The sequence below is a fragment of the Microseira wollei NIES-4236 genome, assembly GCF_020521235.1.
Taxonomy (GTDB): domain Bacteria; phylum Cyanobacteriota; class Cyanobacteriia; order Cyanobacteriales; family Aerosakkonemataceae; genus Microseira; species Microseira wollei.
Genome location: NZ_BLAY01000055.1, coordinates 38,327 through 54,003, shown reverse-complemented (window position 1 = coordinate 54,003; position 15,677 = coordinate 38,327). Strand labels below are relative to the sequence as shown.

Below are 15,677 nucleotides of genomic sequence, written 5' to 3'. Positions count from 1 at the left end.
AAATATTCCCATGAGCCAGCCAACTATTAGCAATTAGCTGGTAGGGCAGTCAAATATTCCCATGAGCCAGCCATTAGCTATTAGCAATTAGCTGGTAGGGCAGTCAAATATTCCCATGAGCCAGCCAACTATTAGCAATTAGCTGGTAGGGCAGTCAAATATTCCCATGAGCCAGCCATTAGCTATTAGCAATTAGCTGGTAGGGCAGTCAAATATTCCCATGAGCCAGCCATTAGCTATTAGCAATTAGCTGGTATGGCAGTCAAATATTCCCATGAGCAATTAGCTATTAGCAATTAGCTGGTAGGGCAGTCAAATATTCCCATGAGCCAGCCAACTATTAGCAATTAGCTGGTAGGGCAGTCAAATATTCCCATGAGCCAGCCATTAGCTATTAGCAATTTTCCCCACTAATCACTTTAATTAAATTGGGCAATCAAGTGCGATTTTGCCGAAAATTGAGCATCTCCCGCAGATTTTGCAAGTTCTCAGGTGGGTTCGCCAGCAGGGTATCGGCGCTAATAATTTCTTGCCAATTTAACGGTTTTGGCTTTTCGGGCAATACCTGCGCCATCACTTGAAGAAACTCATGGGCAACGATACCGTAACCCGTCGTAGTGGGATGGATCCCATCGAGGCTAAAAATTCCACCCCGATATTTGTCCTCTGGATTAGTTTTATCGGCATATAACCTCAAATAGCGCGTATCCAGGATCGGTTTGCCATCAGATGTAAATCGATCTTTCGTAGCAGGATGGGATTTAAGCGCCGCCACTAATTCTTTAGGAAACTCGTAACTTGGATGCCTCTTCTGACGACGGTAAGCTAGTCGAGCGAGGCTATTGCATATATCGACTACGTGCCAGCCGCGTTTATTTGCCTCTAGTTTAATTGCTTCATTGTACTCGTTAATTGCAGCATCGATAGTACTCGCTTGATCGCGAGTTAAATGGGGATATTTATCGGGTGCGTTAGCAAAATCTTCATCCCAAATCCAGAAGTGGGTGTAATATTCGTAATACCCATCCTCGCTGAGTTTTTGGTCGTCAGTAGCACCCGGAGTAATGCCGCGACTGACTGGCGGAATCGTGACGTGGGGGATAGTAGCGATGAAGACATTTTTGGCAGCGATCGCATCAATTTTATCTGCAATCTGCCACAGCAGCGTTTTGAAATGGGAGGGTAACCACAGATTACAACTACGCTGATGGGCAAGAAGATCCAAATCCGCCGCCTCAGACCATTTAATCTTTAAATTTGTCACCGTACTTAAACAGTTATTTGACCCCTTTCCCAGTAGTTTTCTACCCGATCTAGAAACCCTTGCGTTGCCAGAAAAGCCGAAATTGAATCAGAAACGCCTATTTTTTCGCCTAATTTTGCTGCCAGCATCTGAAACAGAGTTTCCAAGTTAACAGGTAAACCACCTTCACCTGCGAAGTCGGGAACTTTAAAGTCGGTTTCCCCCAGACACCTTGCAATCATCGCTGGATAAGAAAGATGCGTCTGGGAAATACTCCCACTCTTGAACCCTTGAGTCAGACTATCTCCAATCGCAACAAGTTTAGCGGGCATGGTGCTGAATCCTTTTTTACAGTACTAAAGCATCTGTTATCGGGATTTACGCATGGTGGCCTGTCACAAGCCAAACCCGTATGAGTGGTGTCACCCTGCTTTTTGAACCAAACCCGATTCAAATCGAGACTGGTATTCTGTCTTGTAGAAGCGATCGCTCGCTGAGCGCGTTATGATGCGGACAGGAGATAATGGTGCGACTCCATGACACAAGTTGTCTCAAGGGAAAATCTCGATCAGCGAGTGGTAATCAACGGCACCTGGGAGCAGTTTAAGTTAATTCAGAAGGCTGTAGAAGATTCGCCCGGAGTGAAGCTGTCTTTTTTTGCAGGTACGATTGAGATTCTGATGCCGGGATTCCAGCACGAAAATTTTTCTGAAATTATTGGCTATCTAGTGACAACTTTTCTGCTGATGCAAGGTATCAGGTTTTACCCTTCTGGTTCTATGACCCAGGAGCAGGCGGGAGTAGCTTCAACCCAGGCAGACAAATCGTTTTGTTTGGGCGAAGCTAAATCGATTCCCCATCTGTCAATTGAAGTAGTTTATACGAGTGGCAAAGTCAGCAAGTTGCCAAAATATCTAGCTTTGGGCGTCCCTTTGGTGTGGTTTTGGCAGGATGGCACGTTGCGGCTGTATCATCTGCGAGAAGATGGATATGAGGAAGTAAATCAAAGTAAACTTTCAGGATGGGAAACCCTGGATATTGAGCTTCTCAAACGCTGCATTTTGATCGGTGAGACTAATTTAGCTGAAGCGGTGAAGGTTTTTCAGCAGGGAATCTCGACTATCTGCGAATTAAATAAGACAGTAGTTCGTAGGGTGCGTTAACCAAGTGTAACGCACCATTAATTGTGTATTAAGATTATTTGTTGTTTTTAGAGTCTCGCCTCGGTGCGTTACGCTGCCGAAGAGAGTACCCTACCCTTACTAGGGCAGGACTTACGCAAAAAAACAAATGCGATCCGAAAAATCGTGGGTTTACATGAGCGAGATTGACGCAGTGGGTTTTTGACCCCGCGTGCGTAAGTTTTTTAGGGAAAATATTTCAGTCACAAAAATATTAGAAAATTCTATTAGACTCAAATATAATTTCTCGAAATTTATCTAAAGATTGAGCAGGTGTTTCTTTCCTCCACACGGCAGTTGATCGAGCGTAGTATATTGGATGGTGCAGCGGCATAAACACAACTTTTGGATGCGGCAGTGCTTCTGCCTCCCTGGGCATGACTGCTACCCCTTGCCCTGCTGCAACGAGAGCAATCATTGAGGCATGACTATCGGCAAATAGGTGCAGATTTGGCCTAAAGCCAGCTTTGTGGCAAGTATCGCGGATCCGATCGTTCCGCCCTGGAAAAGTTTCTTCAGACATGCCGATAAATTTTTCAGCAGCAAGTTCCATCAGATTGATCGAGGGCTGATTTGCCAATCGATGCGTATCTGGTAACAAAGCATCAACAGGCACTTGCTTGACGCATTTGACGACAAACTCTTCTTCTAATATCATGTCCGCGAGAGATCAGTTGTGTATAGTTGATTGTGCGAAAAAGCGTTTTTTCTCCCCTTTGCTCCCCCAGCTCCCCTTTGCTCCCCCGTCCCATTTGCTCCCCCATCCCCTTTGCTCCCCCATCCCCTTTTCTCCCCCAGCTCCCCTTTGCTCCCCCATCCCCTTTGCTCCCCCAGCTCCCCTTTGCTCCCCCATCCCCTTTGCTCCCCCATCCCCTTTGCTCTCCAAACGCAACCGATGCAACCGGACACGATATCATCGGGTGGATTGCCCATACAGCGGATTGCACTCGGTGATGGTACACCTTGGTTTGTGTAGCGGCAGCATTAATGCTGCCGCTACACAAACCAAGCCTGAAGGCTGTACCTAACTCATCGGGTGGATTGCCCATAAAAGCAATGTCAATCGCGCCATCTCGCAATGCGAGAACTTGCTCACTAGGCGGCATCTCCTGGAAACGAATGGGAACTTGAGGATAGGCAAGACTAAATTTATGTAGGGTTTCACCCAGAAAACTCTGGAGGATTGTTGGGATATAGCCAATAACTAAAGGCTCATCTGTATTTATGGAATAAGCCTTGATACTTTGCACAGCGACATAACTACGATGCAAAATATCTTTTGCTTGTTCCATAAAAAATTTTCCCGCTTCTGTGAGTTTTAATCCATCCGATTTTCGGAGAAACAGCACAACACCCAGTTCATCTTCCAGTCGTTTAATTTGACGGCTTAACGCAGGTTGTGAAATATACAGCCTTCCAGCAGCACGGCTGAAGCTGAGTTGTTCGGCAACGACGACGAAATATCTAAGATGCCGCAATTCCATAATTGCATTGGGTATGCCTAAAAGTTATAGCAGCTATAATTATAAAGCATTAGACTGGAGCAATGTGTCCTCTTAGGATAAATTTTGGAGGTTTCGATTTCCGGTAATTAGATTCAGTCTGTTTGTACTCACTTAAGCGAAATCGCGTTGATTTAATGAATACAACCAATCAAACTGTCCATCAATCAGTAACCCCTAGCAATTGGCGGTTGCGTCCAGGTTATTTAAGTGAAGGTGATTCTGATTTTGAATCTGTCCATGTTCTGATCGGTCAATTTCTTGCCGATCGCCACTCGCCCGCTCCTTTACCAGACGCATCGCTGCTCACAGAAAACGCCAAATTTGAATGGGGATGCGGCAAACCCCTGGAAAAGGTGATTAACTCACCTGCAGATCTAGAATTTCTGATGCAGCATCCCGCGTTATTTCGCAATGCAATCGCCATAATTGAACCCTGGGAACACGTTGGCAAAAATCCATTAGGAGAAGATGTCCGGGCATCGCTTAATGTTGCTTTCATCGCTCAAAAAATTGCCGATTGCGATTCAATTTTGTTTCCCGTTTGGTCTTCTGGACTGCTCGATCCTGACTTGGTGGTGCCGTTGATTACGTCGGGGTTAGCTGTGGTGGTTGAAGGTGGCGATCCCTCAGTACGGGATGCCTCTACTTTTGACGGTGGCAAATGTTCCCTCGATGATCTCCATTGTCTGGTTGAAAAGCTGCTGATTTCCCGCTCGCCGACGAGTGCCTTAGCACTGTTTATTTGTTTGGGACATCAACTGGCGGCACAGGGACACATCAATCTAATTAAGCGCGCGGTTCAGCAAGTTCTGAGTTTAGAGGCACTACCGAGAGACCGCGATGGTAAAATGTTGAAGGCACTGAAGCGCGTTTGTCAAGAAATTGAAAAACTTGGCAGTTCCCTCAAAATTACGAAGCGAAATGGTCATGTTATTGCTGAAGGTTGGGATCACCCAGAATTTGCCGTCGGACCCAACGAACACAAGGAAGTCGGCGATCGCCAGTTGCACCACTACCAATCCCCTGATGGTGAGGCACTCGGCATTCCCCAGGAGCTAATTATGGCTCACGAAATCACCGCTGACCAATACGAAGGCGTGATTGACACCGCGATCGAATATGAGCGGGAAGTCAATATTGCCATGTTTCACTCGGATGAGGTCAACGAAGAAGCGATCTTATTTGCCAACTGGGCATATCGCCTGCTGCACGATGCCATCATTCCCTATCGGTCGATTTTAGCGGGTAGTCGGTTGGCATGGTTACTGAAACTGCCGGATGCCATCGAGATTTTGTGTTCTACTGCCATTGAGGATGAAATTGTCACCGAATGTTCTGCGACTTGCATCATCTACAAAGATTTTGAAAGCAAACAGATTCGGCGATCTTTCACTTGTCAGTTTCACCCAGAGCTATTGTCCGATTTGCGAACAGTGGGAATGTCTGAACCGCCCACATATACGCGGTTGAAGACCGATGATGGGGCCAGGCTGTTTGCCCGACTCTTATACGAAGGGATGCAAGAATGAGCCTGCAACAGAAATAAGCTGTTCCACATTTAAATTGCATATTGGGGCGGGCAGGGATGCCTACCCCACAAGCAATACAGTAATTTAGCTTAAATCCCCAACCCTTGAGTGGGGCAAGTGTGGCTTCAAAGGGAAAATAAACATGACAATTGAGCTGAAAGCATCACCGCAAAAGATAGAACAAACACCATCGGCGATCGCCCAGGAACTCCCTTGGAGTATTGGTCTATTTTCGTTATTTCTGGCAGTCTTTGCCCTATCGTTTGCCGCAATCTTTATTAAATTAAGTGAACGCGAACTCGGCCCGGTTGCCACGATATTCAATCGCTTCTGGGTAGCCACTATCATCTTAGGATTGCTGAATTTCTTCAAGACTTTGAGCAACCTAAAGTCTGATGACTTGTCGGTAGAACAGAAGCGTTACACAACTGGCGATCTAATCTTGTTGCTAGCAATGAGTTGTTTTTTCTCTGGCACTCTAGTCACTTGGGCTTGGTCTTTAACTCAGACGAGTGTCGCCAACTCTAATCTGCTGCATAACTTGACTCCGCTTTTTACGACTCTGATGGGATGGCTGTTTTTAAATCAATGCTTTGGGGGCAGATTCCTCCTTGGCATGGTAATTGCCATCAGCGGAGCTATCTTAATTGGACTCGGCGATTTGCATTTAACGACAGATAACTTCACAGGTGACTCGCTTGCCATGCTATCTGCTCTCTTCTCTGCCGCTAACCTGTTGACTGTAGAAAAATTGCGAACAAAATTTTCAGCAACAACCCTACTCTTGTGGTGTTCCTTCTTTGGGGCATTGTTGACCTTCCCCATCGTTCTGCTTACCGAAAATGTACTTTTTCCCTATTCCCTGGCTGGGTGGTTGACCGTAATTTCTCAAGCTTTGGTCTGCCAAGTATTTGGTCAAAGTCTTCAGGCTGATAACCTCAAAAGATTTTCATCAGGGTTCGTTGCCCTGTTCTTGCTGCTCGATCCGGTGATTACTGCTATACTTGCCTGGATCATCTTTTCTGAACAGTTAAGTCCTGTGAACTTGTTAGGTTTTTCGGTAGTTTTGGCAGGCATATACCTGGCAAAGTCCAGTCAAGCACCCTACAAAGCCACTCGTTTGGATCGTTGCTAACAATTTAAACTTATTGATAGCGATCGCACTGGGGCACTCTGCTTGAATTAGCTATAAGATGCCGTAATTTACATCTTGCACCAATAAAATTTGAGCGTTAAGCTAGCGGGTGAGCAGGTGGGATCTTGAGCAGGTGAGCAGGTGGGAGGGAAAAAACAGTGTTTCGCACAATTAACTATATACAACTGATGCAACCGGACATGATATCAAAAGTCAAAAGTCAAAAGTGTTAAACCTCCCTCGCAACAAATGAAAGAAACACAGCTAGCTTACTGTTAAGAGTTCCCCGTGTTTCTTAGGAGCAGTTCAACTGGCGGCGCACCACCCCCTACGAATGAAAGAAACACGAGATATCCCATCCCTTTCCCCCTTCCCCTTTACCCTTTCCCCTTGTTTCTTGAAATGTAATTCCCTGTTTGTCTTCGGTATGCCTAAAAGTTATAATTAACGCTTGTTGCTAGTTATCTTTTTAGGGCCCAAGACAGGCTAATGGCTAATAGCTAATGGCTAATGATAGAACCGAAAAATATTCCCATAAGCAATTAGCAAGCTGGCGATTAGCTTCTGCTGTGCAACCCACGATAGTTATAATATCGTGTCCGGTTGCATCGGTTGCGTTTGGAGAGCAAAGGGGATGGGGGAGCAAAGGGGATGGGGGAGAAAAAACGCTTTTTCGCACAATCAACTATACACAACTGATCTCTCGCGGACATGATATAACTAGCAACTTGGGTTAATTATCAAAATTATAAGGCATTGGACTTTACGGCTCTGTCGTGTTAAACTAGAACCTGTAGGCTTTGATTTTCGGCAATTGCATTACGTTCGTAGCTATTTTAACGAAAGAATAGGCATTCTGGGGATGTCAAAAATTAGGAATGGGAATATAGCATTTCTCAAGTCAGGTGTATTACTCCTACTTCTGACTCCTGGCTCCTGACTCATCTATATATTTTTCTCACTTAAGTAAGATGCAGCTAGGTCGTCTGAAAATGAATACAGCAAATCAAACTGCGTCAGGGTGATGTTTCTGAAGAGTTTAAAAAAAATTATGGATAGCAAACAAATCGGCAAAATCATGGCGTTTTTATGTTCTATTCCTCCGAATAGCAATCTCCGCTTGATGTTGCAATTGGCTTTAGCAGTTTCCGTTCCTCAAGAAAAGTATGAAAAATTGTTATTGCCTATGCAGCAAGACAAAGATTTGCGCTCCTTGCTAGAGGAAAATGATTTATTAATGAATTTAATTAACGCTGATGGGTTTCTAGAAGAATCAGAACAAAATATGTTAATGGAAGCAATGGATAAGGTGGGGATAGTTGTGCCTATGAAAATGCAAATGATTGACGTACTAACTCAAGAGTTGACAGCAAATGTAGTTAAGGAAATTGAAGAGATAGAAACCTCGGGAACGGTAGAAGGAATACCTCTGTTATGGACCCAAACATAATAGGCAAAATGTTTGGTTAGCAATGAGAATTTTCAAAATTACCGATTTTAGGATTCGCGCTGATAAGAGCATAGGTATTTTTGAAGACGAACACTTTGTCAGGACTTACGCACCCGGGAGCAAAAACCCACTGCGTCAATCTCGCGACTCTACACCCAGGATTTTTCGGAGCGCATTTGTTTTTTTGCGTCAGTCCTGTTTATCATGTCGCTTTGGTTGTCTATAGTAGGGGCGGGTTTTACCAGAGTAGGGGCGAGTAATACCTGCCCATTGAGTGGAACGCCCCTACTCCGAATCACGAGATATTTCGTTAAAGTAGCCCCTACTACGAACCAAGTAATAAATAAACCCGCCCTGGCTGACGCTACCGATGCAACCGGACATGATATCATTACTAAACAATTCTATTCAGAGGTAAAAAACTATGACTCTCACAGAGCGCTTTAAACGTTTCACGCTCTTACATTCCAATGATATGCATGGAGACTTTCTGGCAGAAGCTACGGGTCTCGCAGAAGGTCATGTGATTGGTGGCATGTCCCTGCTTTCTGGATATATCAATAAGGTGCGCCAGGAAGAGAAAAACGTGCTGTTTGTTATTTCTGGTGATATGCTCCAAGGTTCGACGATTGATTCGGAATACCAAGGACTTTCAACCATAGAAATTATGAATTACTTGGCTCCTGATGTCGTGACCTTGGGGAACCACGAATTAGATTATGGGTTGCCTCACTTATTATTCCTGGAAAAGCTGGCAAATTTCCCCATCGTGAATGCCAATTTATACGTTAAAAAGTATAACCGACGCTTGATGCAGCCCTATCTGATCCTCAATGTCGATGGATTCGATATTATGTTCATCGGCATTGTGACGGAAGAAGCTCTTAAGACATTAAAACGTGACAGGAGTATTGGCACCTTTATCAATCTAGAAGATGCATCCGCAGAAGTTGGCAAGATTTGCAACGCCTACAAAAACGATGACATTGACTTAACCATTATTCTGACACACATCGGTTTTGAAGCGGATAAAAAACTGGCAGCAATGCTAGACCCGGCGTGGGGTGTGGATATGATCATCGGCGGACACTCCCATACATTTTTAGAACAACCAGCGGAAGTTAACAATATTCTGATTGCACAAGCTGGAGTAGGGACAGACCAGATCGGACGTTTCGATATTGTAGTCGATGACGATACGAACAGCATTGTTGAATGGAAGTGGCAACTCCTTCCGGTCGATAATAATCTGGCAGATCCCGATCCCGAAATCGAAAAGCTGATTGCTTCGTTCAAAGAAGAGGTAGACCGCAAGTATAATCGACTGATTGGACGATTAGCACGGAAACTGACTCATCCTAAGCGTGAACAAGAAACTGAATTGGGGAACTTAATCGCTGATATCTTTGCTCAACTCGATAATTTCGATGTAGTTTTTGTTGCCAGTGGTTCAATCCGAGGCAAAGAATTAGGACCTCCAGTGACATTGAGCGATCTGAGAACTGTTTACCCTTACAAAAATACTCTTTATAAATTTCGAGTGACTGGGGTACAGCTAACTCAGATATTTGCTCATATTATGAGACCAGAAAACCGCATACAGGGTCAAAGTCAGTATTTGCAGGTCAACCAAGGGATTAAGGCAGTTTACAATGATGCCGAAAAAAGGCTGGAATCCTTAAGCATTAAGGGACAAGCTGTACAAGAAGAGCAACACTACACCGTCTGTATCGATGACTATCGTTACCAAAATTCAGCTGATAATTTAGGCATAACCCATGAAGAATTAACAAAATTAGGCGACCCAAAAGTAATCGCAACCAATCCTCAAGATGTCCTGGAAGAATACTTGAGCCATCATCAAAATCTTAACAGTTATATCGAAGGAAGATTAGTCTACAAGTAGAGACGAAATCAACCGTTGGATTGCAGGTTTTGCCTGTATATCCACATCGGGATGCCTTTCCTCTTCGTGTCTTTAGACCGAAGAGGAAAGGCGGCACGAGTAGTTTTAACTACCGTGCCAAGATCGTTCGTCGCCGGTGAAACCTGAATCAGAATACTGATGAACTTGAATAACTCCTCTGAATGCAGATAATTCTGTGGGAACTATTAACGCAAGTTGCTAGTTATAAACAAGGGCGTTGCAAGCTTGCTAATTGCTAATTGCTAATATAGGATTTTTACTGACATTAGCCATTAGCCATTAGCCATTCGCTTCTATTCATCATGAGATAACTAGCAACTTGAGTTATTAGTTCCCACAGATTAAGGAACAAAACAATGTCTGTGTTCCAGAAAGTTTTAAGCAACTACCCTTGGCATTGGTACCGCCATGGTAGATAGCAGTCTGTACTGAGATTTAGTTCCCCCCAGTGTAATCCTTGCTCAGTCGCCAATAGTGATGGAAAGTTGGTTTTCCCCAGGTGCGGTTGGCAACCACACTTATGCTGTTTTGACAATTATTGCTATAAAGACCTAGGGAATATTCGGGGAATGACTTGGGTTGGATGGCGTAAGTGTCGGGATCGCCGCTGACTGGAACCAATACCCAGGACTGCAACTCAGTTTGGCTGCGCCGTTGCAACCTTGGGTACCCGTCAGCCCCAGGTTTGGCTGGCGCTTGCAGATACAACTGCTCCTTGTAGACGAAATCTTTCTCCCAGCTCCGGATGTGGTAAGTGCCATCGGTCTGCTTGACCAGATTCCACAGGTGTCCTTGATATCCTGCCGTAGTATTAGGAGGATCGAGGTTCCAGGTATGGACATAATCGTTGACATCGGGATTGTAACCTATAGCTTGTAAATAAGTACCCGTCACTTGGTGAATCAACATCCAGGTACCGGAAACATCATCTGGGCGTATCATTGGAATATCCTCCTCGGGTTCAATTGGGGGTAGTTCTGGAACAGAACTTGGGACTGTGATTTTGACTGTCTTGCCGCCGATGACTTCTCCGTCAACTACGACGTCGAGGGAGCCGTTGAAGACCTGAACCTCGGTTGTAGCTGCTACGGTGCCAATCCAGGAAACGTCAAAGTTAATTACATGGTCTTGGTCTCTGCTGAGTGGACCATATCCGGCGACTGGTGCGATCGCTTGCACAAATGGTGCCGTGGCACCGCTGGCTACCAGACTGACGTTCCCGATCGCGGTGATCTGTGCTGCCAATTCCGTGGCGATGGTGTCGATAATCGTATCCACACTCACACCTTGGACTAGCTTGCAACCCGTCGCCTTGGCAATTCTTGTCCCTTGTCCGGGGGTGCCGCCTGGTTCTCCGCACTTAGTCTTATACCCGCTGGCTGCGGTTTTGGGGTCGTCGTCGAGTCCTGCTGGAGCGCGATAGTTGGTGTTCATGCTCAGTGCCAGCACCTTGATCTTCTCGGCGACTAGCTTGGCGGTAAGCGATGCCTCGGTGATGTCGTAGGATAGGTTGGAGATTCCCTTGCAGACTGCGTCGTGACCGGCGGCGTCGCCAAACCAAACAATAATCCGCTTGGAATCTCCACGCCAACCAATCCTGCCACCTGGTGGTTCGGCAACCTGATCTAGTCCATAGAACTGAGCTTCTGGAGTGTCCCTACCCGGGGAGGTCGTCCAGGAATCGATCGCGGCTTTGACTTGGGCGATATTGGCACTCAGGCTACATTGGTGTGCGAAGGCGTAGGGATGTTCGTCGGCAACAGGAGCCGGAAAGTCCTTGTAGTCGCCAACCCCGAACCAGACATCAGACCCTAGAGCCTGGATTCTGGTCATCACATCCACTATGCCGCTCTTGACAGCGTCGATCGCCGTCCTCATGCTACCTGTCGTGTCGGCGAGAAAATAGACATCCACTTTGGGGACTACCCCAGATTTCGGGATACTGACTTTCACCACTTCGGCGAACGTCTGATCTATGGACAGGGTCAGATCGTTCGTCGCCGGTGAAACCTGAATCGGAATACTCATTAACTTGAACAACTCCTTTGATCAAAAAGTTTGGCCTTCAAAAGGCACAATTCCCAAAGGTGTGATATATTAGACTCCTTTCTTTTATTCGGTAACTCTTAACAAGAAATAAGCAACAGAAGCTCCTCAAACCTTTGCCTTGGCAAGAGGTTTTATTGAGCAGCTTTTTAAACTCTGCGGTTGATTATATCCCTGTCGGTGTATTCCTCTTTTCACTCGCGACACAAAATTTTACATCAATTGATATTGATAGAGTTATGGTTTTTGACAAATTTGCCTAAATGGCTTTTGGCTGGTGTGGGAATTAGCTTGAGCAAGATTGTCCGAAAATTCAACATTTCTGCTCGGCTATCAGCTATTAGCTATTCAGTATTTTTCAAGCTAGAGTTTGGATATTGTCTGCGGTACAAGCAACTCCCATAAAACTTGAGATCGCTCAACTTAATCCCACTATTGGCGACTTGGCAGGTAACGCCCAATATATTCTGGATGCTGCTAACTAACGCAAGTTGCTAGTTATAAACTTTGGCGTTGCAAGCTGGCGAGCTTGCTAATATAGGATTTTTACCAATCTCGCCATTAGCCATTAGCCATTAGCTTCTATTCATGAGATAACTAGCAACTTGAGTTAACTAGGTGAGTATAACTAAATTGAACAAGAGGCGGGCGGGACGCCCACCCCACAAGAATTTCAGACTCTTGTGGGGTGGGCGTCCCGCCCGCCCCACACTTGCATAACTATTTTCACTTTATTTACTTGTACCTACTTAACCACGCTGTCAGTCAGGGTGTACGCCTCTTACTCACGCCGGAACTCTCTCTTTGCGGTTATCCTGCCAGAGACTTGTTGCTGAATCCCAGTTTTGTCCCATCAATCCAAAACTAACAACTTTGGCACAATTGACTCAGCAGTTACCGCCTTCCCTAGCGGTTTTGTTACGAACAGTTATACCCAATCCTCAAACCCATATTGCTGGTGGTAAGCCGCTATTTAATAGTATTGCTCTTTGAGAGCAGGGGAAAGTACAATAGTTATTTCATAAACGACTATTACCGACTTATGATGTTCTTGATGAAAATCCCTATTTTGACCCAGGACTTCATAGTAATTCGTTTTTGCTCGCAAATCAGGACTCTGCTGAAGAGAATCCAGGCAATTTAATCGCACCAGATTCTGCCTCTAAGCAATTCAAGAAGGAGATGGGCGCTGGGGAGAAGAAGGGATTGCTTTGGTTGGAATCATCGGGCTAACGCTTTGACTGGAGCAAAGCGATTTGAAGAAGCATTAGCCTCTGGGAATACGGCGATCGCAATTTCTCCCAATTATCCCGCTCCTTGGATTAATCGCGGTGCTACCCTATGGTATATGGGACGATTTGAGCAAGCGCTCGGCGCAACCGCCCAAGCCATTGCTTTAAATCCTAACTCATCGCAAGCCTGGTTTAATCAAGGTAGAATTCTCACTACCCTAGGCAAATTTGAAGATGCTTTATCTGCTTACGATCGCGCCTTATTAGGAGATGCAAATGTCGGGTATCGTCTCACTTTAGCACAAATTTGGGTGAATAAAAGTGCCTTATTATGGCGTTTAGAAAAAAATCAGGAAGCCGTTGCCTCAGCAGATAGAGCAATTGGCATTAATCCCAAATCTGCCGAAGCGTGGTATAATAAAGCTTTAGCTTTAATGGCATTAAACCGCTATAGCGACGCGGTTACCGCTTACGAGCAAGCCAGCGAAATTGTTCCCGCCAATGCCGATTTTTGGGCAGGTAAAGGTATCGCCTTACGATTTTTAGAGAAATATCCAGAAGCATTAGTTGCCTGACAAACCGCCTTGCAACTAAATCCCACTCAACCCCAAGCAATCGTCAATCAACAGTTTATTATGCTGAAATTACAACCACCACCGGGAGAATTATAGCGGTTCTCGTTTGAGTGCAATAATAGAGTCAGGATAGAGAAAGGGAAAGGAGAAAGATATCCTATATTTGAGCAAGCGCGCTCTCTGCTATAGATAGGAGCAAAATTATCCTCTTTACTTTATTCCCAAGGCGTTAAAGCTAGTTTATTTTTTGTCAACCAAGGAGCGATTATATGGATATTAGATATTTTTATCAAACCTTAATTGCAAAGGAAATGCCAATCCTGGTTGATAGAGATCCGGTTAATACCTACTTGAGAGAGCAAGGATATCAAACCATTTTGTTTGATGATTATGATTTTACCCGTAAACAAGCCGTATTTGCCATAATTTCAGATTACCATTATCACGATCGCCTGATCGAACTATCCCAGACATCGGAAAGTACAGTTGTCCATCTACTAGCTGTTAGGTACGATCCCAGTCTTAAGGCAATTGCTTATTCATTCGAGCAGCTTCTTTCTGGTAATCTCGAACAGGCGTTGGGTTTGAGAGCTAAGGCTTATGATAAAATTGCTGAGGCAGAAGAAGCATTATATTTATCCGATCTCAGAGGTAGTAAACTGAAGTGCTATTTGTCAGAAAGCTTAGAAGTTCTTAATACTACGGATGAACTTAATTCCGGATGGTTTTACTCAATCGCTGAGTTTTGGGAAAGTTCTCTAGTAAATATTAAGGGTAATAAATCCAGTTTTTCAGTAGAGGGAACGTTCTTTTTTGATGGCATAATATATGCTTGTGCAAACCCAGTAGTTAGAGATGGCAACCGCGAGGCTTTAACCTATTTATTAAATCGGGTAGCATCAAGTGAAGAAAAATATGTTGAGTTTGAAGATAATGCCATAACTCGCCTAGTCATAGACGGTAGGGATGAGACTTCGATACTACTAAATATGAATTATGAACTAGAGCGCAATTTGACTCTTACTGAGATAGGTTTTGGCTGTAATACTGCTCTAGTTAAAAATATTGATTGGCAAGTTAATTCACTGATGAACCAAGGGATGTATGGAATGCACTTAGGCATAGGAATGGCTCAAAAATGTCCTTACATTGACTTTATTTCCCAAACCATCAAATTGGTTGAAGATTAAGAACATTATCACCGTAAAAAGTAACAAAATCTGGAGTGGATTGTTACCACATCACATCATAACAAATTTATCTATATTGACAAAAAAAATAATCGAGATATAATAAAAAATTTTATAACCATACACTTAACATAAGTCAATAAATATATAAAAAACTAAATATTATCCCTATTGCCAATTAAAAAAAAGAATGCTTTTATAGAATAAGTTTAGATTTGCCGAGAATTCAGGAGATCTGAATCTAAAATTTTGGCAAGCTAAATAGAACCTAGATTAACCATCAACAATCGAGGATTAATTACCATGGAAAACCAAAAAAAAGAAACCCGGAAACTTGAGCAAGTGAACAAAGAAACTCGCACCAAGCTTGGTAATATATACTGGTAGGTTTTGGTCTAACGCTTAAGAAGAAGACTAGGGTATTTATCAACCGAGTAGCATGGTGCTAATAGACGTTAGCATTCAAACCGGAATTTTCGATTTTGAGAAAATTCTTCCCAGAAGGCAATAGTTTATATAACCAGTCGCCAAAGGAAGAAAATACCCTATTCTTGGTTTTTGGTTGTGGTTTTTCTGGAGATAGTGTCTGAAGTATTGATGTATTACGGTGAGGAACTCCTAGTTGAGAGGAAACCTCACATGTAAATAAAATCAGGGAGATGGG

At 44.2% G+C, this 15,677-nt stretch carries 12 protein-coding genes and 1 pseudogene; 8 read left to right on the top strand and 5 right to left on the bottom strand.

Translation table 11 applies throughout. The features are described 5' to 3' along the window. Positions 1–436: 436 nt before the first annotated feature. Together MiSe_RS19080 and MiSe_RS19075 are read right to left on the bottom strand one after the other, a co-directional pair. Entirely contained in the window at positions 437–1,264 is an 828-nt protein-coding gene (locus MiSe_RS19080) for an SGNH/GDSL hydrolase family protein (RefSeq protein ID WP_226583652.1), read from the bottom strand. Between the two features lie 5 nt (positions 1,265–1,269). Beyond that, entirely contained in the window at positions 1,270–1,575 is a 306-nt protein-coding gene (locus MiSe_RS19075) for an SGNH/GDSL hydrolase family protein (RefSeq protein WP_226583649.1), read from the bottom strand. 204 nt (positions 1,576–1,779) lie between these two features. Between MiSe_RS19075 and MiSe_RS19070 the strand changes: the two genes are divergently transcribed. Continuing rightward, complete coding sequence (locus MiSe_RS19070; protein ID WP_226583646.1) at positions 1,780–2,406, top strand: Uma2 family endonuclease; 627 nt, start codon at positions 1,780–1,782, stop codon at positions 2,404–2,406. A 232-nt stretch (positions 2,407–2,638) separates the two neighbouring features. On the opposite strand, the gene MiSe_RS19065 is transcribed toward MiSe_RS19070, so the two are convergent. Next, complete coding sequence (locus MiSe_RS19065) at positions 2,639–3,082, bottom strand: LysR family substrate-binding domain-containing protein (RefSeq protein WP_226583643.1); 444 nt, start codon at positions 3,080–3,082, stop codon at positions 2,639–2,641. Further along, positions 3,030–3,908, bottom strand: coding sequence for a LysR family transcriptional regulator (locus MiSe_RS19060; RefSeq protein ID WP_307731465.1), 879 nt, complete (start codon positions 3,906–3,908; stop codon positions 3,030–3,032). Before MiSe_RS19060 ends, MiSe_RS19065 begins: the two co-directional genes overlap by 53 nt. A gap of 155 nt (positions 3,909–4,063) precedes the next feature. Between MiSe_RS19060 and MiSe_RS19050 the strand changes: the two genes are divergently transcribed. The 4 genes from MiSe_RS19050 (at position 4,064) to MiSe_RS19035 (ending at position 9,949) form a co-directional block, all read left to right on the top strand. Continuing rightward, complete coding sequence (locus MiSe_RS19050) at positions 4,064–5,458, top strand: hypothetical protein (protein ID WP_226583640.1); 1,395 nt, start codon at positions 4,064–4,066, stop codon at positions 5,456–5,458. 142 nt (positions 5,459–5,600) lie between these two features. After that, a complete protein-coding gene (locus MiSe_RS19045; RefSeq protein WP_226583637.1) occupies positions 5,601–6,593 on the top strand; it encodes a DMT family transporter in 993 nt (330 codons plus the stop codon). Between the two features lie 1,051 nt (positions 6,594–7,644). Then, positions 7,645–8,043 carry a hypothetical protein gene (locus MiSe_RS19040; RefSeq protein ID WP_226583631.1) on the top strand — a complete coding sequence of 133 codons (399 nt, stop codon included), beginning with the start codon at positions 7,645–7,647 and terminating at the stop codon, positions 8,041–8,043. A 424-nt stretch (positions 8,044–8,467) separates the two neighbouring features. Continuing rightward, positions 8,468–9,949 carry a bifunctional metallophosphatase/5'-nucleotidase gene (locus MiSe_RS19035; protein WP_226583628.1) on the top strand — a complete coding sequence of 494 codons (1,482 nt, stop codon included), beginning with the start codon at positions 8,468–8,470 and terminating at the stop codon, positions 9,947–9,949. A gap of 456 nt (positions 9,950–10,405) precedes the next feature. Here the strand turns inward: MiSe_RS19035 and MiSe_RS19030 are convergent, their stop codons facing one another. After that, positions 10,406–11,998 (bottom strand): hypothetical protein, encoded by a 1,593-nt coding sequence (locus MiSe_RS19030; protein ID WP_226583625.1) that lies wholly within the window; start codon positions 11,996–11,998, stop codon positions 10,406–10,408. A gap of 730 nt (positions 11,999–12,728) precedes the next feature. On the opposite strand from MiSe_RS19030, the pseudogene MiSe_RS53870 reads away from it, so the two are divergent. From MiSe_RS53870 to MiSe_RS19015, 3 genes and pseudogenes are all read left to right on the top strand, one after another. Next, positions 12,729–13,132, top strand: a pseudogene (locus MiSe_RS53870) (NAD+ synthase); the annotation flags it as partial. A gap of 121 nt (positions 13,133–13,253) precedes the next feature. Further along, on the top strand, positions 13,254–13,823 hold the full coding sequence (locus tag MiSe_RS19020) for a tetratricopeptide repeat protein (protein WP_226583622.1): 570 nt from the start codon (positions 13,254–13,256) through the stop codon (positions 13,821–13,823). A 269-nt stretch (positions 13,824–14,092) separates the two neighbouring features. Further along, positions 14,093–15,013, top strand: a complete 921-nt coding sequence (locus MiSe_RS19015) for a CgnE/CgnB domain-containing protein (protein WP_226583620.1) — start codon at positions 14,093–14,095, stop codon at positions 15,011–15,013. Positions 15,014–15,677 lie beyond the last annotated feature (664 nt).